14 protein-coding genes and 1 pseudogene are annotated in these 20,430 nt (G+C 37.8%); 14 read left to right on the top strand and 1 reads right to left on the bottom strand.

Annotated features, from left to right (window positions below; all coding sequences use genetic code 11):
• The first annotated feature begins 9 nt into the window (after positions 1 to 9).
• The 10 genes from ACTJIP_RS02065 (at position 10) to ACTJIP_RS02110 (ending at position 14,586) form a co-directional block, all read left to right on the top strand.
• Entirely contained in the window at positions 10 to 4,263 is a 4,254-nt protein-coding gene (locus ACTJIP_RS02065) for a beta-ketoacyl synthase N-terminal-like domain-containing protein (RefSeq protein ID WP_440704061.1), read from the top strand.
• Entirely contained in the window at positions 4,251 to 4,550 is a 300-nt protein-coding gene (locus ACTJIP_RS02070) for an acyl carrier protein (protein WP_002977699.1), read from the top strand. The genes ACTJIP_RS02065 and ACTJIP_RS02070 overlap by 13 nt, the downstream gene beginning before the upstream one ends.
• Positions 4,541 to 5,323 (top strand): alpha/beta fold hydrolase, encoded by a 783-nt coding sequence (locus ACTJIP_RS02075; protein WP_219073035.1) that lies wholly within the window; start codon positions 4,541 to 4,543, stop codon positions 5,321 to 5,323. Before ACTJIP_RS02070 ends, ACTJIP_RS02075 begins: the two co-directional genes overlap by 10 nt.
• Complete coding sequence (locus ACTJIP_RS02080) at positions 5,316 to 7,718, top strand: glycosyltransferase (RefSeq protein ID WP_440704062.1); 2,403 nt, start codon at positions 5,316 to 5,318, stop codon at positions 7,716 to 7,718. The genes ACTJIP_RS02075 and ACTJIP_RS02080 overlap by 8 nt, the downstream gene beginning before the upstream one ends.
• A 15-nt stretch (positions 7,719 to 7,733) precedes the next feature.
• Positions 7,734 to 9,005: a condensation domain-containing protein gene (locus ACTJIP_RS02085; protein WP_228408886.1), complete on the top strand. Its 1,272-nt coding sequence runs from the start codon at positions 7,734 to 7,736 to the stop codon at positions 9,003 to 9,005.
• Positions 9,002 to 10,255 carry a phthiocerol/phthiodiolone dimycocerosyl transferase family protein gene (locus ACTJIP_RS02090; RefSeq protein WP_077418539.1) on the top strand — a complete coding sequence of 418 codons (1,254 nt, stop codon included), beginning with the start codon at positions 9,002 to 9,004 and terminating at the stop codon, positions 10,253 to 10,255. Before ACTJIP_RS02085 ends, ACTJIP_RS02090 begins: the two co-directional genes overlap by 4 nt.
• A complete protein-coding gene (locus ACTJIP_RS02095; protein ID WP_077418538.1) occupies positions 10,252 to 10,803 on the top strand; it encodes a hypothetical protein in 552 nt (183 codons plus the stop codon). Before ACTJIP_RS02090 ends, ACTJIP_RS02095 begins: the two co-directional genes overlap by 4 nt.
• Positions 10,804 to 10,872: 69 nt before the next feature.
• Positions 10,873 to 11,835, top strand: coding sequence for a Fic family protein (locus tag ACTJIP_RS02100; RefSeq protein WP_440704228.1), 963 nt, complete (start codon positions 10,873 to 10,875; stop codon positions 11,833 to 11,835).
• Positions 11,836 to 12,074: 239 nt separating this feature from the next.
• Positions 12,075 to 12,401 (top strand): nucleotide pyrophosphohydrolase, encoded by a 327-nt coding sequence (locus tag ACTJIP_RS02105; protein WP_440704063.1) that lies wholly within the window; start codon positions 12,075 to 12,077, stop codon positions 12,399 to 12,401.
• Between the two features lie 7 nt (positions 12,402 to 12,408).
• Entirely contained in the window at positions 12,409 to 14,586 is a 2,178-nt protein-coding gene (locus ACTJIP_RS02110; RefSeq protein ID WP_219073039.1) for a DNA/RNA helicase domain-containing protein, read from the top strand.
• A gap of 42 nt (positions 14,587 to 14,628) precedes the next feature.
• Here the strand turns inward: ACTJIP_RS02110 and ACTJIP_RS02115 are convergent.
• Positions 14,629 to 14,989 (bottom strand): annotated as a pseudogene (locus ACTJIP_RS02115) (XRE family transcriptional regulator).
• 209 nt (positions 14,990 to 15,198) lie between these two features.
• Here ACTJIP_RS02115 and ACTJIP_RS02120 point away from each other — a divergent pair.
• The 4 genes from ACTJIP_RS02120 (at position 15,199) to ACTJIP_RS02135 (ending at position 20,302) form a co-directional block, all read left to right on the top strand.
• Positions 15,199 to 15,702 carry a hypothetical protein gene (locus tag ACTJIP_RS02120; protein ID WP_440704064.1) on the top strand — a complete coding sequence of 168 codons (504 nt, stop codon included), beginning with the start codon at positions 15,199 to 15,201 and terminating at the stop codon, positions 15,700 to 15,702.
• Positions 15,703 to 16,699: 997 nt separating this feature from the next.
• Positions 16,700 to 17,869 carry a PD-(D/E)XK nuclease family protein gene (locus ACTJIP_RS02125; protein ID WP_219073041.1) on the top strand — a complete coding sequence of 390 codons (1,170 nt, stop codon included), beginning with the start codon at positions 16,700 to 16,702 and terminating at the stop codon, positions 17,867 to 17,869.
• Between the two features lie 449 nt (positions 17,870 to 18,318).
• A complete protein-coding gene (locus tag ACTJIP_RS02130; protein WP_219073042.1) occupies positions 18,319 to 18,639 on the top strand; it encodes a GIY-YIG nuclease family protein in 321 nt (106 codons plus the stop codon).
• Between the two features lie 520 nt (positions 18,640 to 19,159).
• The gene (locus tag ACTJIP_RS02135) at positions 19,160 to 20,302 is read left to right on the top strand and encodes a 1-acyl-sn-glycerol-3-phosphate acyltransferase (RefSeq protein WP_440704065.1); all 1,143 of its coding nucleotides are present in this window, start codon (positions 19,160 to 19,162) and stop codon (positions 20,300 to 20,302) included.
• Positions 20,303 to 20,430 lie beyond the last annotated feature (128 nt).

The raw sequence follows: 20,430 nt of genomic DNA on the forward strand, positions 1-20,430 counted from the left end.
AAATTCAATATGAAAAAAACAGATGTTGCTGTAATTGGCCTTTCCTGTGTCTTTCCCGGGGCACAGGATGCCAACACTTTTTGGCAGAATATTGTCAATAAAGTCGATTCTACCGAGCTGGCTCCGGCTGATCGGATAGATCCGGTTCATTTCAGTGATGCAACAAGTCCCGTTGACCGTTTCTACTGTCAGCGCGGAGGGTTTATCCCTGATTATACATTCGATCCTACGGCGTTTGGTATTCTGCCATTGGCTGTTCAGGGAACGGAACCTGACCATTTGCTTACCCTTGATCTGGTACAGAAAGCATTGGAAGATGCTGGTGTATTTCAAAAGAATGCTTCCCTTGAAAAAGCAGGAATTATTATCGGTAAAGGAAACTATACCGGTCCGGGAGCTACCCGTGCTATTGAAATTGTAAGAACCGGAGAACAGATTTCTTCGTTACTGCAGGAATTACTGCCCCACGTTTCTACTTCCGATATTGAAAAGGTAAAACATGCTTTTCAGGAACGCAAAGGACGTTTTGCAGCAGATACTGCTATGGGATTAATTCCTAATCTTGTAGCCTCTCTTGTAGCCAACCGTTTCAATTTAGGCGGTGCCGCATTTACTGTAGATGCAGCCTGTGCCTCTGCTTTGATTGCTGTAGACCATGCTGTACAGGAACTTCAGAGAGGACGTTCCGACATCATGATTGCAGGAGGAGTACACACAGGACAGAACGCTGCGTTCTGGAGTATTTTTGCCCAGCTGGGAGCCATGTCCCGTCAACAGCAGATCAAACCGTTCAGTATGGATGCTGACGGACTACTGATTGGTGAAGGTTGTGGTTTTGTCGTTTTAAAACGATTAGAAGACGCCGTTCGCGATCAGGATAAAATCTATGCTGTTATTAAAGGGATTGGAGTAAGCAGTGACGGTACCGGAACCAGCGTGATGAGCCCGTCCGTGAAAGGTCAGTTAAAAGCTTTGGAACAGGCATGGATCAACGCTGATTTAGATAAAAATAAAGTGGGATATCTTGAAGCTCACGGCACAGGAACACCCCTTGGAGATAAAACAGAACTTCAGACCTTAGCTCAATTCTTCGGAAAAGAAGAAGCTGCTCCGATGGCAGGTATTGGTTCTGTAAAGTCCAATATCGGTCATGCTATGCCGGCTGCCGGGATTGCAGGATTAATTAAAACCTGTCTGGCATTGCATCATGATACTTTGCCGCCAACATTATATTGTGAGAATCCAACTGCAGAGATGCAGAACACAAGGTTTGAGCCTGTACAGGAAGCCAAAAACTGGTCAAAAACAGGACTTCCAAAAGTAGCTGCTGTGAATGCTTTCGGATTTGGAGGAATCAATGCACACGTAGTTCTTGAAGGCTATGATATGCCTAAAAAAGATCAGGTGCTGATATTGGCCAGACCTACTCATGAACAACTGCTTTCAGCATTACAAAATAATGAAACAGCCATTGGTGAAGGAGATTTCAGAGTTGCTATATTCGACCCAACACCTGCAAGAGTAGAAAAAGCCATTAAAATAGTTTCCAAAAATATCATCTGGAAAAACAAGCAGGATATCTGGTACACCTCTACCCCATTATTAAAGGATGGTGGTAAAGTAGCTTTTGTATTTCCTGGCTTAGATGGTCTTGCAAAAGGTGAAGTAGAAAGCGTTAGTCGTTATTTTGGATTGACAGCTCCTATCGAAACAGAAGGTGAAGGTCTTTTAACTGATGCATTAAATATTTTCAACAACTGCAGTATCCTTGATAATTCACTGAAAAAACTGGGAATTATCCCGGATATGAATGCCGGACACAGTTTAGGAGAATGGCTGGCAGGATATTCATCCGAATTAGCAGAAGCCAATTCTGTAAAAGCATTAATTGATGTGCTTCACCCTGAAACTTTTGAATTAAAAGACTCCAAGTTCATCGCCATAGGAGCCGGAATTGATGTTATAAAACCTTTTATTAACGAAATTTCAAACCTTTATATTTCCAATGACAACTGCCCTAATCAGGTGATTCTTTGTGGAAGTAATGCCGCTTTGGATGAATTGGTTCCTTTGTTAAAAGCCAATCAGATTTTCCATCAGGTATTGCCGTTCCAATCAGGATTCCACTCTCCTTTTATCGCTGATAAACTGGATATCATCCTTGCAGGAATGGAAAAAGCGCAGTTCCAGAAGACAAAAATTCCATTGTGGTCAGCCACAACATTAGAACCTTATCCTGCAGATCAGGCAGCGATCAGGAAACTAAGTGCCGAGCATTTGGTTCAGCCTGTCCGTTTCCGTGAACTGACCGATACATTATATGAAGAAGGCGCAAGAGTATTCATTCAGGTGGGTACAGGAGGATTGATAGGATTTATTGATGATACCTTAAAAGGAAAAGCCTTCAGTACAATTGCTTCCAGTGTTCCTACCCGTTCTGCATTAGCACAGTTACAGCGTGTGGTCGCTTCATTATTTGTAGAAGGTAAAACAATTGCTCTTGACTTTTTAGAGATACAAAATCATACAAAAAGAACGTCAGGAAAAGGGATTAAGCTGGAATTAGGTTCTCCTATCATCCGTAATTTTAAAGAAGTGAAAGCTTTAGCTCAATCCTTTGATGCACCAAAACAATATACAGCAACAGCTTCAGCTATTGCCACAAAAAGCGGCCATCCGCTGGTACAGGCATTCCAGGATAATGTAGCCGATATGATCCGTATGCAGGAAGAAGTATTGACTTTATTCCAGAACCGTCCGGAAATCACGATTCAGCGCCCTGCACCTGTAACACAAACTGCTCAAAAAGCACCAAGAAGCACAACCTTCTCAAAAGACCTGTATGTAACCCTGGAAAGTCATCCTTATCTGATTGACCACAGCTTATTGAGACAGCCTAAAGGATGGGCTCATGTAGCGGATATGGAACCGGTAATTCCGATGACGATGATCTTTGAACAGCTTGCTGAAATTGCAGAAGCCGAAATTCCGGGAACGCTGGTCCATAAAATCATGAACGTAAGTGTATTCCAATGGATGAACGTAGCCAAACCTTTCGAGAAAAGAGTGAAAGGAGAATGGCGCTCACCCAACCACGCCTATCTTGATATTGAGAACTTTGCCAATGCAGAAGTAATCTTAACATCTACTTCTGTTCCAACACCTAATTTCAATATTTCCATTGGAAACCTTTTACCTATCGAAAGAACTCCTGAAGAAATCTATGACATGCATATGTTCCATGGAGACAAATACCAGGGAATCACTGAAGTTTCAGCCGTTGGAGACAAAGGAATTATCGGAAAAATAAAAGGAAACGGCGGTAAAGGTTCTTTACTGGACAATGCAGGACAGTTATTCGGACTTTGGCTGCAGCTTACTTTGGTGAAAGACCGTATTGCATTCCCTGTAAAAATCAGAGATATTGAATTCTTCGGAGATATGCATGATCAGGAAGGTATTTTTGAATGTATATGCATGCTGACAGAACTTAATGATGAATTTGCCATCGCAGATATCATCCTGAAAAGAGACGGAAAAGTATGGTGTGCCATCACCGGCTGGCAGAACAGAAGACTGGAAATTGATGCCGCCTTATGGAATGTTTCCATGTCACCGCTACACAACCGTCTTTCGGAAGAGATTGCTCCCGAAGTATTCTTTTTCCACCAGGCGTATACCAGAGTGGCTTCATGGGATTTTATCCTGAAAAGGTATTTTAACCAGACGGAAAAACAACATCACCAGCAGTTATTACCCAACAAAAAGAAAAACTGGATGGTAAGCCGTGTAGCGGTAAAAGATGCCGTAAGAAATCTTCTTCGTCAGGAAAAAAATCATGCCTGCTTCCCGATCACCTTTGAAATCCGTTCCGATGAAGTGGGGAAACCTTACCTCATCAGTGATTTTACAGAAGACATCCATATTTCATTAGCTCATAAAGGCAAAGAAGCCGTGGGCATTGCGAGATATGGAAAATCTGTAGGAATCGATATGGAACTGATGGAAGAACGCAGCTCAGGATTCTACGATATGGTATTTACCGACAACGAATTAGCCTTATTAAAAGACAGAGATCAGGCAGAATGGACCACCCGTTTCTGGGTAGCCAAGGAAGCCTACGGAAAGTTCATGGGAACAGGACTGAAAGGAAATCCTAAAGCCTTCGAAGTCGAAATGATAAAAGATGATCACCTGTGGATCAACAATATTGAAATCAAAACTATTAAACATAAAAATTATATTATCGGATGGACACTGTAAACGCAACATTAAAAATGAACCACGAAGAACTTTTCACTTTATTAAAAGGTTTTATTACTGAAGTGATAGGGGCTGAATTTGTAGAAGAAATGGACATTACTCCGGAAAGTTCATTCACCAAAGATCTTGAAATGGACAGCATCGAGATTGTTTCATTCTCAGAAAAAATCAAAGCGCATTTTGGCGATCAGATCGACTTTACAGGTTGGTTATCTTCTATGGATCTTGACCAGCTTATTAATCTTGACCTTAGTATGATCATCAATTATATCTACGAATGCCAATAATCACTGTCAATAACAGACAAGTTCATATACAGGAACTCAACAAAGGAGCCGAACAAACCGTGGTATTGATCCACGGTATGTTCAGTAACCTGTCCATTTATTATTTTAATATTGCCCCAGTACTGGCAAAGCATTTCCATGTGGTGATGTACGATCTGAAAAGCCACGGAATGAGTGAACGCTTTTTGGATGGGTATGATCTTGACAACATGTCATCCGATTTAATAGGTTTAATAGATCACCTTCAACTGGAAAAAGTACACCTTGTCGGCTATAGTTTCGGAGGTCTTATCGCTTTAAAAACAGCTTTAGAATATCCTGACCGCGTGAATCAGCTCGTGGTAACAGAAGCTCCGGATCCTCAGGACGAAAAAGCCCGTAACATCATTGATGAATACAGCAAAGAATTTCTTGAGCATTATGTCGCCAATTTTACCGATACTACGAAAGTGCAGATGGGTAAAAGACAAATGGAAAAGAACCACCGAATGTATGAATTTCTGTTTAACCAGACCACCATTAAAGCAGATATGATCAGGGAAAAACATTTCCTTGGTGAAGCCCGTTTCAATGAACTGACGGCTCCTACTTTATTGCTTTATGGTGCTGATTCCAACTGCAGACCTACCGGAGAGTGGCTTCAGTCTCAAATCAGCCAGTCTGAACTTGAATTAATCCCGGGCGATCACAATATTCCTATCCAGGAACCCAATCTGATTGCGGAAACAATCGCTCAATTTTTATCTAAAATTTTAACACAAAACCATGGCTAAATTTGCATTTATAGTTCCACCATTGACAGGACATGTCAACCCTACCCTAAGCATCGGTGCTACGCTGCTGGAAAGAGGACATGAAGTAGCCTGGATCAGCCTTGACCCGACTTTAGAGGCTAAACTTCCTGAGGGAGGAAAATTATTACTGATCCAATACGATCAGACCGACGAAGAAAAGAAAGAAAGTGAACAATATCTCGATATTATTTCAAAGAAAGTAGTGTACGGTATAGACAGCGTGAAGTTCCTTTACGAAGAGGTTCTTATCCCGCTGAACAGACATTGCTATAAGGGTATTGTTTCATTATTAAAAACATATCAACCCGATTTGATTATCGGGGATCATCAGTTATTTGCAGCCCCAGTTGCAGCAAAAACACTTGGAATTCCTTGTGCGACTTCCGTTACCGCTCCGGCCGCCATTAAAATCATGAATGAACTGCCTAAGGTACACGAGTGGGAAGTGAATCAGATCATTGATTTACAGAAAGAACTGGGCTTCCAGGAAGAACGTTCCCTGGCGACTTCAGACCTGTTGACCCTTGTTCTGACTTCCAGTTATTTCTTTGGTGAAATGGATGATCTTCCTGCTCAATATCAGTTCACAGGTCCCGTTCTTACAGAAAGACGTGTTTCATCTGAATTCGACTGGGAAAAGTTAAAAAGCAAAAACAACAAAAAGATCCTGGTAAGCATTGGGACGACCTTCGATCATGATCATAAAAAAGCATTCTTCCAAAAGGTAATTGATGCCTTTAAAGATGAAGATCTAACCGTTGTAGTGGTTTCCGATCCTCAACTTTTCGAGGAATGGCCGGATAACTTTATGGTGTATCAGCAGGTTCCACAATTGGATCTGTTACCTCATCTTGACGGTGTGGTTTGCCATGGCGGTCACAATACCGTATCTGAAACATTATCACACGGTATTCCTTTGGTCGTGATCCCTATTGCCTATGACCAGTCACACGTTGCAGGACGTGTTGTACGTACAGAAGCAGGTGAACGTCTTAATTTTAACCGATTTAAAGGAAATCACCTTAGAGAAGCTGTACAGCAGGTTCTGAACAATCCGAGCTATAAAGAAGCAGCTCAGAAAGTGGGACAATCTTTTGTAGAAGCCGGAGGTTCTGCTACAGTGGCCAACTTATTGGAACAAGCAATATTGAAAGCTTCAAAACCTGAAAAACCGTCTAAATTTTTATTTGTAGTTCCTCCGTTTTTCGGACATGTGAGCCCTACTTTAAGTGTTGGAGCAAGTCTTATTGCCCGTGGACACGAAGTAAAATGGTTCGGAATTACCCCATTAGACAATAAACATATTCCGGAAGGAGGTTCTTATTTCTATCCTGAAGAAGATCTTGTTCCGTATCAGGAGGAAATTGCCCGTATTTTAAAGAGACAGGATGACGGACCAGCCTGTTCAGGACCTGAAGTGATGAAACTGGCATTGGAAGAAACCTATGTTCCTTTCGCTAAAATGATGATGCCGGGACTTAACAGACTTACTGAAAGCTGGATGCCGGATGTTATCGTGAATGACTGTATTACTTTCGGAGGCGCTCTTTTCGCTCACAAAAATAATATTCCTTGTGTAACGACAACACCTGTTCCACCGGATGTGATGGGAGATACGGAAAAAAGTGCCCCAAAAATCTGGGAATGGCAGCAAAACCTGATCAAAGACCTTCAAAAAGAAGTAGGCATTCATGAAGAAGGTATTTATATCCATTCTCACAAACTGAATATGGTGTTTACATCACAGGCTTTCGCTGGCTTTGAAACGGTTCCGTCTCATATGAAATTCGTAGGTCCGGTAAAAGGCCGTCCGAATGATGCTCCATTTGACTGGGATAAACTGAATGCTTCTACCACTCCAAAGATCTTTGTATCATTGGGAACATTGTTGGTAGACATCAGAAAAGCTTTCTTTGAAAAAATTATCGCTGCATTTAAAGACCAGCCGGTTACGGTAATTGCCGCTACTCCACCGGAAATCTTTGAAGAATGGCCGGACAATTTTATTGTGAACAGCTTTGTACCTCAGTCAGCAGTGATGCAGCAAATGGACATGGTGATCTGCCATGGTGGATTCAATACCGTAAATGATACTTTCCGAAACGGATTACCAATGTTGATCACCCCTATTGCTTATGATCATTTCCATATTGCAAAACTGATTGAGCAGGCAGGCTGCGGAATCAGTATCCGATACAAAAGACTGCGTGTAGATGCGCTTCGTGAAACCGTTTTTGAACTGTTGGAAAATCCTAAATACAGAATTGCTGCTCAGGAAGTAAGAAACACATTTACCCTTGCCGGAGGTAACGATAAGGCAGTAGAATTATTAGAGAATTTTGTACAGGAACATTCAACACTAGCTCCCGTATAGCCTATGAATCAACACATGAAAAGAAGATTATTATTTGGTGAACGCATGTTATTGGGGGACGGAACAGAACCTTTTAATGCGGTCATCCCGTTCAGACTGAGAGGTACTTTTACTTTAAAAGATATCCAGCAGGCTCTGGCTCAAATTCAAAATAAACATCCATGGCTGAGAGCATTGATCAGCCATGATGAAAAAAACATCCCGTGGTTCAACGTTCCGGAAAAACACATTTCTATTCCTGTAAGAATCATCACCCGACAGAGTGAAGATCAATGGCAGGAAGAATCCAGAAGAGAATGGAATACTCCATTTAATTATGAAAAACTGCCCCTGATCCGGTTTATCTGGATCAAAGGGGAAAATGTTTCTGATATGCTGTTTGCATTCCACCACTGTTTATGTGATGGAGGTTCTGCCATGTCTTTCCTGAATGAATTTCTTAAGGTGCTGGATAATCCGGCTGCTGAAATCGGGACAGAAAATCCGATTCTGGGAATACAGGATGTAGTTCCTGCCCATATTCTGAACAGCCGCAGACAGAAACTGAAAGCTAAGTTTATAGGAAGGCTGGCTGCTACTGCCATCAAATGGATTCCTGTAAGCAAAAAAGCTGTAGAAAGAAAGAATGACTACCTGATCAACTGGAAACTGGATGAAACGGTAAGCAAGGAATTAATCGCGTACTGCAAATCTCAGAAAGTGACCGTGAATACCTTTTTAAGTGCGGCCGTCTTGCAGGCATTTAAAAAAGTAAGGGCTGAAAAATCTTTCAACAAAGTTTCCTGTCCGGTAGATATCAGACGTTTTGCCAGTCAGATTAAAGAAGATCATATCTTCGCTTTCGGGCTGATGATTGTGGTTTCAGCTGATGAAAAACTAAGCTTTGAGAACAACCTCCGCGCGATGCAGAAATCTGTGGAACAAAAGACCTCAAAACTGAATCCTTATATCACGATGATGGTCATGGAATCCGGGCATAATGCACTGAATAGTTTCACCAAACTGTTGAAGAACGGAAAATCCTCCAACGACTGTATGTTTTCCAATCTGGGACGTATTCAGATTCCTCATGAGTATAAAGAATTTACCGTTGAGACGATCTTCAGTCCGTCAGTGATTGGTCCTTTGGGAAATACCACTACCCTGGTGGTTTCTACCTACCGTGGAAAAATGGATTTTTCATTCATGGGAAGCGAAGGCTATTTACCCTATACAGAGGCATTGGCTATCCGCGATGAGGTTATGCAGACGATTTATTCACAAATTAAACAGACCGTAGTATCATGATCAAGAGACCTTTAATGATGGTGGAAAGGATCATGTATGTAGATCCTGAAACGCCTTTAAACTGTGTGTATACCGCAAAAATCAACGGACAGATTTCTGAGGAGACTTTTAAAACAGCTTTAATCAAAATCCAGCAGAAACATCCCATGCTGAGAGCTATCGTTGATCATACCATCGGACGCTATCCTTTTTTTATGGGACAGAAAGATATTGAACCTATTCCTCTTCGTATTGTAGAGCGAAAGACAGACGATGACTGGTTCAAAGAATCTGAAAAAGCATGGTTCCAACTTTTTGATCAACCCAAAAAGCCTCTGGCCGAAGTAGTATGGGTGAAGGGACATGACCATTCCGAAATCCTCTGGATCATGCCGCACTGCATTTCAGACGGAACTACCGGAGTGACCTTAATGCGTGAACTTCTGAGCTTGCTGGACAATCCTTATTCTCCATTAATTCCTTATATAGCTTTTGAATCGGTAGATGATTTTCTGCCTTCGGATTTTAATACGGGAATCAAAAAATACAAGGCCGGTCTTTATCTGCTGTTTGCCAGAATATTTTTTTCTATCCAGCGAAAAAGTAAAAAGAGAAACCTTGGAAAAAGCTACGCCATTCACTGGAAAATGACCCCGGAGGATACAAACCTGATCACTGAGAAATGTAAAGCTAACGGAATCTCCGTGCATGCTTTGCTGTGTTCTTCCGTGATGCAGGCCTTTCGTGATGTTCAAGGAGAGCGTGCCAAAGGTAAGGTGATCAGTCCTGTGGATGTACGTCATTTTATTCCGGAGATCAAGGAAGATAATTTGTTTGCTTTTGCCCCAACCGTAGAGCTTTCCATCAAGAAAGACAGCAAGGATGTTCTGGGGAATGCCAAGCAGATCAAAAGAGACCTTATTGAGAAAATCAGTAAGCTGGAAGCCCGTGAGCTCCTGTGGATGGGAGAACGTATGCACCCTATTGTAGGACGTATGATCAATATGCTGAAATCCAGCGAAGGCGGGCATGATGTGACCTTATCCAATATGGGAAAAGTGAATATCCCGAATGATTACAAAAACTTCAATCTGGAAACCGTATTCAGTCCTACCGTGGCTTTCCCATGGCTGAACTCCAATACCTTAGTCGCCAGTACCTACAACCAGCAGATGGACTTCACCTTCATGTCCAATGAAAACTTTCTTCCGAAAGAGGAAGCCCATCTGATAAAAGATAAAACCATTGAGCTATTGACCATCTCTCTATGAAATTTAAAATAAAGCCTCCAAAGCCAAAACCCATAAAAAAAACCACCCTGAAACGCTTTCTCATCAAGCGTACAATTTACTATGTCCTCCCAAATGTATTTTTTAATTTCATCATCGCCTATGCCAGCTTCAAAGAGTTAGGCTACACCCATTTTTTCTCAGGAACCCAAAATCTGGCCCGTCTTACCCTCCCGATGGCTATTTTCCTTCCGGTAGTCCTTACCATTGATATCATCAAAAGAGTAACGGATGCCGCCAGCCAGGAAGCCATAGAGTTTACGGTAGACGAACAGCTGAATATTAAAAAGTTAATGACCAAACTAAGCATCTTACACGGCCTGATTACAGGTTCATTGGTACTTTCCCTACTCTTTATAGGACAATATAATTTCTCAAAGGATTATAAGCTAGATGCTACGGCAATGGCTGTGGTAGTGGGTGTTTTAGCTGGGATTTTGTCTGTGGTGTTTGTGTATTTGCCGGTGTGGAGATTGAGGAGGTGGATGTGTAGGAGAACGCAGGCTATGGCTGTGGATTTAAATTCATAGTTTACTTTATATACCTATTTTTAATATAAATTCATATCTTTGATAGTATCATATGATACTATCAAAGATATGAAACCTCCCTATACCATTACAGACACCATTCTATTTTTAGTGGCTTCTATTTCTGAAAAAATAGGAGAAATAAATGCTTCCCATCTTTATAAACCAGTAGCCGAACTAAGGAAAAAAAACAGAATCAAAACCATTCAGTCTTCATTGGAAATTGAGGGGAATACAATTACTGAAGAGCAGATAACCGCTTTACTGGAAAATAAAAGAGTCATTGCTCCACCAAAAGATATTCTTGAAGTTCAGAATGCGATACAGGTATATGAACAAATCAATCAACTGAATCCTTATCACTTAAAAGACCTGGAAAAAGCCCATTCCATTCTGATGAAAGGACTGGTTGATCATCCTGGTAAGTTAAGAATCACTAATGTGGGAATCATTAAAGGTTCAAAAGTAGAACATATAGCACCGGGAGGTACAATGATAAAAGGATTGATGAAAGATCTCTTTGCTTATCTGAAAAAAGACAAAGACCTGATTCTAATTAAAAGCTGTGTCTTCCACTATGAGTTTGAATTCATTCATCCTTTTACAGATGGTAACGGAAGAATGGGCAGGCTCTGGCAGACCCTGATCCTGATGCAGCAATATCCCGTATTTGAATATCTACCCATAGAAGCCCTCATCAAACAAAAACAGTCTGAATATTATCATACATTATCAGAATCTGATAAAAAGGGAAATTCTACCACTTTTATAGAATTTATGCTCGGTATTATTCTGGAATCTTTACAAGAGCTTTTGCAATCCCAAAATAAAACATTGTATACAGAAGACAGAATTTTCTTATTTAAAGAGAAGATAAATCAACAAAAGTTCAGCAGGAAAGACTATATGCAAAACTTCAGGAGTATTTCTGCACCCACAGCAAGCAGAGACCTGAAATGGGCTGTTGAACAGGGGTTTTTATTAAAATCCGGAGAACAGAGGTTAACAGAATATTACTTTAAAGAATACTGATGTAAATATTGTTTGTAATTTTTATGGAGATTGAGACGGTGAGTGTATAGAAGAATATAATATTTTAATAGAGCTATTATAATGCTTCTAAAACATTTATTAATTTGTATAAGAGCTGAAAAATATAATATCCATTTATATACAAAATTTTCAGAATAAACTGATATTTTCAAGACAATTATGCTAAAGTTTTTTATTATTTTTAAAGTTGAATTAATTCACTTTATTAAATAATACTCATGATAGATAAAAGTACAATAGAAAAGCTTCTAAAATTTCGTGATGACCGAGACTGGGAACAGTTTCATAATTCAAAAGATTTAGCATTAGCCTTATCTATTGAAGTTTCTGAACTTTTAGAAATATTCTTATGGAAAAAGAATGAAGATTTTGATAAAGATAAATTAGAAGAAGAATTGGCTGACGTATTTATGTATGGTTTACTTCTTGCAAATAAAAATAATATAGATATTAATAGCATTATTTTAAAGAAATTGCAGAGAAATAATGAGAAATATCCTGTAGAAAAAGCAAAAGGAAAATCAAATAAGTACGATGATTTGTAGTACAAAAATGAAGAATTTTACAATTACAGAGGAATACGATTTTGATCACCTCATAGAAACAAAAATAAATAAAAATCACAGAGACTACTTATCTTGGCCAATAGTTTATTTTTTGAAAAATAAAAATACTAAAACGGCTTATGTGGGAGAGACTACAGATGTACTAACAAGAATAAATACTCACCTAAAATCAGAAGAAAAGAAACAACTTTCATCTGTAAATCTTATCTTAAGCAATTTATTTCATAAATCTGCCACATTAGATTTAGAATCAAATCTCATCAAATATATTTCTGCTGACGGACAATACACTTTACAAAATGGTAACCTTGGTATCTCTAATCACCAGTATCATGAAAAGAAAGTGTATTGGGATTTATTCAAAGATATCTGGGATGAACTCAGACAACTAGGTATATCCCGTCACTCTCTAGATTTTATCAATAATTCAGATCTTTTTAAATATTCTCCTTATAAATCTCTTTCGAAAGAACAAATCAAAGGATTGAAAATGATTCTGAATTGTTTGTTAGATGAAAATTCAAAAGTTAGCCTTATTCATGGAGGAGCTGGAACGGGAAAATCCATTTTAGCCATTTTTTTATTTAAATTACTTAAAACTAATTTAGAAGATTTTAACTATGCTGATTTTGATGAAGATGATGATGAACTTTTCCTTTTATTAAAAAGGGTAAAAGAGAAGTTTACAGACTTAAATATGGCGTTGGTTATTCCAATGGCATCATTCAGAAAAACTATTTCTAATGTTTTTAAGAATGTAAACGGTTTATCACGAAAGATGGTAATAGGACCTTCAGATTTAGCACAAAATAAATATGATCTTATTATAGTTGATGAAGGACATCGCTTAAGAAGACGAGTAAATCTAGGTTCATACTTTGGAACATTTGATCGCAACTGTGAAAAATTGGGTTTAGATAAGTTTACCGCTTCCGAGTTGGATTGGGTAATCCTACAAAGTAATAAATCTATTATTTTTTATGATCAATATCAATCTATAAAACCCTCAGACACCCTTAAAAAAAGTTTTAAAAAATTAGAATTGGAACCTTCAACACGTGTCGAAAAATTAAAAACTCAACTTCGTGTACGCGGTGGAAATAACTATATAAAGTTAATTCATAAAATTTTTGATGCCCCTTCAACACTTTCTTCAAAATCATATAAAACTGATGACTACGAATTCTATCTTTTTGATGACTTGTCTCAAATGATTGATAGAATAAAAAAGAAAAATGAGATTTATGGTTTGTCAAGAATGGTGGCCGGTTATGCTTGGGAATGGGTTTCAAACAAAAATACAGAAGCTTATGATATCATTATTGGTGAAAATCAATTAAAATGGAACAGTATTTCTGTAGATTGGATAAATTCTCCTAATTCTATAGATGAGGTGGGGTGTATTCATACCACGCAAGGTTATGATTTGAATTATACCGGAGTTATTATAGGACCGGAACTGGACTATGATTTTACATCGAAAAAATTGACTGTTGATAAGCAAAAATATAAAGATAAAAATGGTAAAAATTCCATTCAAAATGAAGAAGAATTATTAGATTTCATTATCAATATCTATAAAACTATATTATTGAGAGGAATTGAAGGCACTTACGTTTATGCATGTAATGAAAACTTGAGATGTTTTCTTCATCAATTTATCCAGCCTTATACCACTTCTACACAGGAGAAATTAATACAAATTTTTCATACTCCTACAGAAAATTCAATTCCTTTCTACGATCTTAATATTGCAGCGGGTTCTTTTTCTGAACTCCAAGAATTAGAAAATGTAAAATATCTTGAAGTAGAGAGCCTAAACAATAGAGATGATTATTTTGCATGTACTGTAGTAGGTGAATCTATGAATAAAATCATTCCTAATGGGAGTATTTGTTTGTTTAAAAAATATAACGGAGGTTCTCGTAATGGTCTAATCACTCTAGTTGAAGGAAGAAACATTACTGATTTAGAGTTTGGCAGTAACTACACTATTAAAGAATACTCCAGCAAAAAATTAACTGACGAAGAAGGTTGGCATCATGAAGAAATAGTATTGCAGCCAAAGTCAAATGATTCTAACTTTGAACCAATCATTCTTAGAGATGAGGAAACAGTCGATTTTAAGGTTTTAGGTATTTTTGTAAAAGTATTGAATAGATAAAAAAGGTTCAACATGTGCTGAACCTTTTTATAATATCTTAAATTATATCTTTTCAATCAACTTCTCCAGCCTGACTATCATCTCATCCTTCTCCTTCAGCATCCTTTCATAAAGTTCCATCTTTTCTTCATGCATTTTCAGAATGGCTTCTACTGGATTAAAAATAGGATGAATATTAATCGCCGAAGCTCCATCTTTGAAATCACCAAACGTATTAGAAATAATATTCACAACCTGCTCCTCATCAAAATTCTGAAACGCTTCCACCAGAATTTTCAATACTTCAGAAATTCTTTCAGTAAAGGATCTTCAATAATTTCTTTCTGTTCCAGCAGAGAAACTTTCTTCTGGTTCCAGTAGTCCCAAGGTCAAAAGTTAATGCTTCCTGCTTGATACCCAGCATTTTTCTGAATCCTTAAAATGGGCTCCTCTCCTATTTTGTCATTTCTCACTTTACACACTCTTTTTTTCTTCAAAAAGTCAGAAAAAACAAACCTCATTATCCCGTTTGCATTTTCTGATGAATGCTCCCTTAAAATCTTACAACGCCCTATTTTTCTACGCTTTATACTTCCTATATTTAATCACAACAACAACCAAAAACACAAGCATATGGCACTAGACAATTTAATCAGTATAAGCTTTTCAGAAAGCGATTTAAAAACCATTGACAAAGCAATTCAGGACATTCAGACTGTCCTTACAGGGAAAACCATCAACCTTACTCCGGATCAGAGACAGCAATACGGAAGAATTGCAGAGCAGAACAAACTCTTTGTGAATAAAGCCAAAACCTATATGGAACAAAATGTTCAACATGTTCCAAACTTCCTTGATAAGGCAGAATTCGACAGAGATTACACAGCCAGGGAGCAGATAGAACAAAGGCTGCAACTATTAGATTCCTTGGCTGAGCAACTTTCAGACACCAAAGTACTGTTGGACCACGATAATTATCATAACGCCATCAGTTTCTACCGAAGCATCAGATACCTTTCTGAAGAAAATGTACCCGGTACCAATGTGGTCTACGAAGGAATGAAGCAGTTTTTTGTGGCTGGACAAACTTCGGTCCCCACTGAAACACCTCCGCCCTCTTCAAACAACAATCAGTAAGAATAAAACACTTTTTCTGAGAGCACGTGAAAACGTGCTTATTTTGTGGTTACCCGTTTGCTTGCTTTGGGTTGGGAATCGCAAAGGCGCAAGGTCTTATCATGGGGACGCTTTCTAAGGCGCAAGGATTTTATCTCCGATAAAATTTCTATATCCTGATATATTTCACTCACTGAAAATCTTCGATTTTCTTGCGCCTTAAACAACATATAAATATTAAAAACTTTGCGTCTTTGCGTTTAAAACAAAAGAATAAGTCATTTTATCCGCAGGTTTATAGTAACTTTTTGTGGTTACCCGTCTGCTTGCTTTGGGTTGGAAATCGCAAAGGCGCAAGGTCTTATCATGGGGATGCTTTTTAAGGCTCAAGGATTCTATCTCAGATAAAATTTTTATATCCCGATATACTCACTTGCTGAAAATCTTTGATTTTCTTGCGCCTTAAAAAAATATATCAATATTAAAAACTTTGCATCTTTGCGTTTAAAACAAAAGAATAAGTCATTATATCTGCAGATTTATAGTGATTTTTTTAACGCAAAGGCTTCATTGATAGAAATACATGATTTGAGGGAGCAAAGGAATGGTGGCTGTGCCACTGATGAAGCCGGATGGATAGTGCTCATGATTCTTACAATGGTACTTTACTCCTCTTACCCCCTTTACTAACACCCTCCAGGTAGTATAGCAACGGTCTCTACCCTCTTAAGTAACGGTCTCTATCCCCTTATATAAGTCCCTGCACCCCCTTATGCAACCCCCTCTACCCCCTTACCCAAGGGGGTAAAGCCCCTTCATGAAGGGAGTGGAGACCGTTCATGAAGTCCCTCCAGAGGCTTGGTGAAGGGGTTACAGGGACTTCGGAAGGGGCTACAGGTATTTCTGAGCACTATTTATGGTATTTTTAAAGAAAATTTACGCTTTCCCGTAAGCAAAAGCTGGAGATTTTTATTATCATTGCTAAAAAAGTTTTAAAAACAAGATTAACTAATACATCATGAACGATTATATTTCTTTTTTCAGAGAGATCCAGGCCCACTCCAGGTTTGAAATTGAATATGAAAAAAGACATTCTAAAAAGCTGGCCTCTAAATTTAATGCGATGAAGTTCCTCCACTGGAACGAAAATAAAGTCTCTGAAATATTAGCGTTTTTTCTAAATCCAAATGAAAACCATGGTCAGGGTGATATTTATTTGAAGCTTTTCAAAGAAGAATTAGGATTGTATTTCCCTTATGATACTCCGGAAAAAGTTCAGGTTATTTTAGAGGATTCAACCTTTGAAAACCGACGGGTCGACATTGTTCTGAAGAATCAGGATCAGTCAAGTATTCTGGGAATTGAGAATAAAATTTACCCCTGGACAAAAGATCAGGAAAATCAGGTTGAAGATTATTTGAAATATTTACAGTATATCAGTAATAACCATTATCAGCTTCTCTATTTAACCCCGAGATCAAAGGAATTAACAGAGTACAGCGGCGGAAAAGAAATCGAAAAACTGATAGAAACAGGAAAGCTCTATTTGATCAACTACGAAGAACATATTATACCAATATTAAAAGAATTTATAAAAAATACAGAAAATGAAAGAGTACGTTCTTTTTTGGTAGATTTTGAAAGTCAACTTATTGAAAATTATATGGGAAAAGAAAACTTAGATATGGGTTCATTGAATCATTTTATCACAGAAACTGAAGAAAATATAGAAACAGCTTTTAAAGTATCCAACACTTTAAATTCGATTAAACAGGAAATGAAAAATCTTGTTGATCAGCAGATGCTTCAACTGACAGATGAGTTAACCGAAGAATTAAAAATGCGTATCATATATAATGAACAGTTTCATCATTTTGAAATTCCTGTCTTTAAAAACTTATTCATCAAATTCAATTATGAAGAAGGTGGAGTTATTTATGGTTTGGTAAAAACACCTCAATATAAGGATTCACACCACGATAAAATATATCTGAATGATCTTAGAAATTATTTAGGAATAAAGTTCAGAACATCACATTGGTGGCCTCTGTTTTTCTTACAATATGCTAATATAGAACATGATGCTTCATTCTGGATTGATGTAAGAAATGGCAAGTTTAAAAAATTTATGAAAGATTTTATTATTGCGGTTATAGAAGCTCCTGAAAATTTAAAACTAGATCTGTAGAAGATTCATACCATTTGTCATTTCGTAGGAATCCGGACAGAGATTTGGATAATAAATTATGATAGAATAAGAGTTTAGATTCCTGCAGAATGACAAGGTGAATGCATATTTTTTTGTGTATGTATGTGTGCATAGCCACTTATTTGCTCCAGACTTAATACAAACTATCCGCTTAGACTATCCACGAAGTTTGTCATTCCGTAGGAATCCAGACAATGGTTTGGATAATAAGTGATGAGAAAATAGGAGTTTAGATTCCTGCGGAATGACAAAGATTGTGTCTCATTAACTTGTTTGGTTCGTAGTATATCTTTCACCTTTTCTTACAAATAAAAACTCATACTCAATTGAGAAAGAAGCTATCATTCTTCTTTCAATACTTTGATTAAATCCAATTGAAAATCAAGTTGAAAAATATTTTTTGTAACTTTTATAAAACAAATACACAAATGATTGAGTTTTCAACAGGAAGATATACCTACTATATCTATATTCTTACCAATAAAAATAGAAAAGTACTTTATACTGGCGTTACAGGAAACCTCCACATAAGATTGTTTCAACACAAAACCAGACTAAATCCAAGTAGCTTCACAGCAAGATATAATCTTGAGTTTCTAATTTATTACGAGAAATATGATTGGATTCATCATGCCATTGAAAGAGAAAAGGAAATTAAAAACTGGTCAAGAATTAAGAAGCTTGAGCTTATAAGGAAGACAAATCCTAATTTAGAATTTTTGAATTACTTGTTTGAAAACTGGCTTTGATATGAGTAGTATTTCATATCAAATGACAAAATTGTTTGTCGTATAATGAAGTAAAACTATCCGCTTAGACTATCCACACAGTTTGTCTTTCCGTAGGAATCCAGACAGAGATTTGGATAATAAATTATGATAGAATAAGAGTTTAGATTCCTGCGGAATGACAAGGTGGGCGCATATTTTTTTTGTGTGTGTATGTATGTATGTATGTATGTATGTATGTATTTATGTGTGTGTGTGCATAGCTACTTATTTGCTCCTGACTTAATACAAACCACCCGCTTAGACTATCCACGAAGTTTGTCTTTCCGTAGGAATCCAGACAATGGTTTGGATAATAAGTGATGAGAAAATAAGCAGTTTAGATTCCTACGGAATGACAAGGTGAACGCGTATGTAGATCGTTTGTTATACACGGTTCAACTAACTCCTACGCCCTTCATAATACTTTAACATCCATTATACCCATTCCCCAGATAAATTTTCGTTCTTTTGCAAAAAGTTTTAATTTTTAAATAATTGCATGTCGAAGTTTGATGAAATACGGTATTTTCATGATCATGAAGTGAATGAAAGATTGCAGAGTGTAGCCCGTGATCCCATGATGAAAGCACTGATGAACTTTACTTTTCCCGGTGTGGATGAGCAGGTCTGGCTGGAACAGTTTAAAGAGATCCACTTTATAAGTGATTTTCAGCATCATTTTGTAGCACATACCGTTCGTCAGATCCTTGCGAAAAGTTCTGAAGGTTTAACGACCTCGGGCTTCGATAAGCTGGATAAAAATACGCCCTACCTTTACATTTCAAATCACAGAGATATTGTATTGGATACTTCACTGCTTAATCTGGCTCTTCTGGAAAGCGGCCATATTATGACTGCTTCTGCCATTGGCGATAATCTTGTGAAAAGGAACTTTTTGAATGTACTGGCAAAGCTGAACCGCAACTTTTTAGTTCAAAGAGGATTGTCTCTTCGCGACCAGCTTAAAAGTTCACAAACCATGTCTGAGTATATTGATCATCAATTGCATCATGAAAACCGTTCTGTATGGATCGCCCAGCGTGAAGGCCGTACCAAAAACGGTAATGATGCCACTCAACAGGGTGTTTTAAAAATGCTTGCCATGGCATCGGGAGATCAGTCACTCATAGAGTATTTTAAAACCTTAAAGATTGTTCCTATATCCATTTCTTATGAATATGATCCTACAGATTCTTTAAAAATGCCTCAGCTTCTGGCACAGCACAGGGATGAGGAATACATTAAAGGTAAAAATGAAGATTTTACCACTATGCTCAGCGGAATATTAGGGCAAAAGAAACGAATTCATCTGCATGCCGGTGATATTATTGATACCGAACTGGATAAAATTGCCGCTACTATTGAGAATAAAAACAAACAGTTGCAGGCTATTGCACAGGTGATTGACCATTCAATTATTAAAAATTATAAGCTTTGGCCGACAAAATATATAGCCTACGATCTGATTCACAATACAGATACATATGCTTCACAATATACCGAACAGGAGAAACAGCTGTTTATCCGAAGACTTGAGATGCGTATAGACCCGTCTGATCCGGTGTCTAAGGAGTATTTCCTGGCGATGTATGCCAATCCTTTGGTGAATAAACTGAAGCTTGAAGAAGGTTTTGAAGGCTAATGAACAGTTAGATAAAAATAAAAAACCACTGCTATTGAGTAGTGGTTTTGTTTTGTTCAGGGTATAAATTGAATATCAAAATCCTTTAATTCTTTCTTTCCAACATTATACTATTTAATCCGACAGAT

The sequence above is a fragment of the Chryseobacterium sp. 22543 genome (assembly GCF_052044565.1).
Lineage (GTDB): Bacteria > Bacteroidota > Bacteroidia > Flavobacteriales > Weeksellaceae > Chryseobacterium.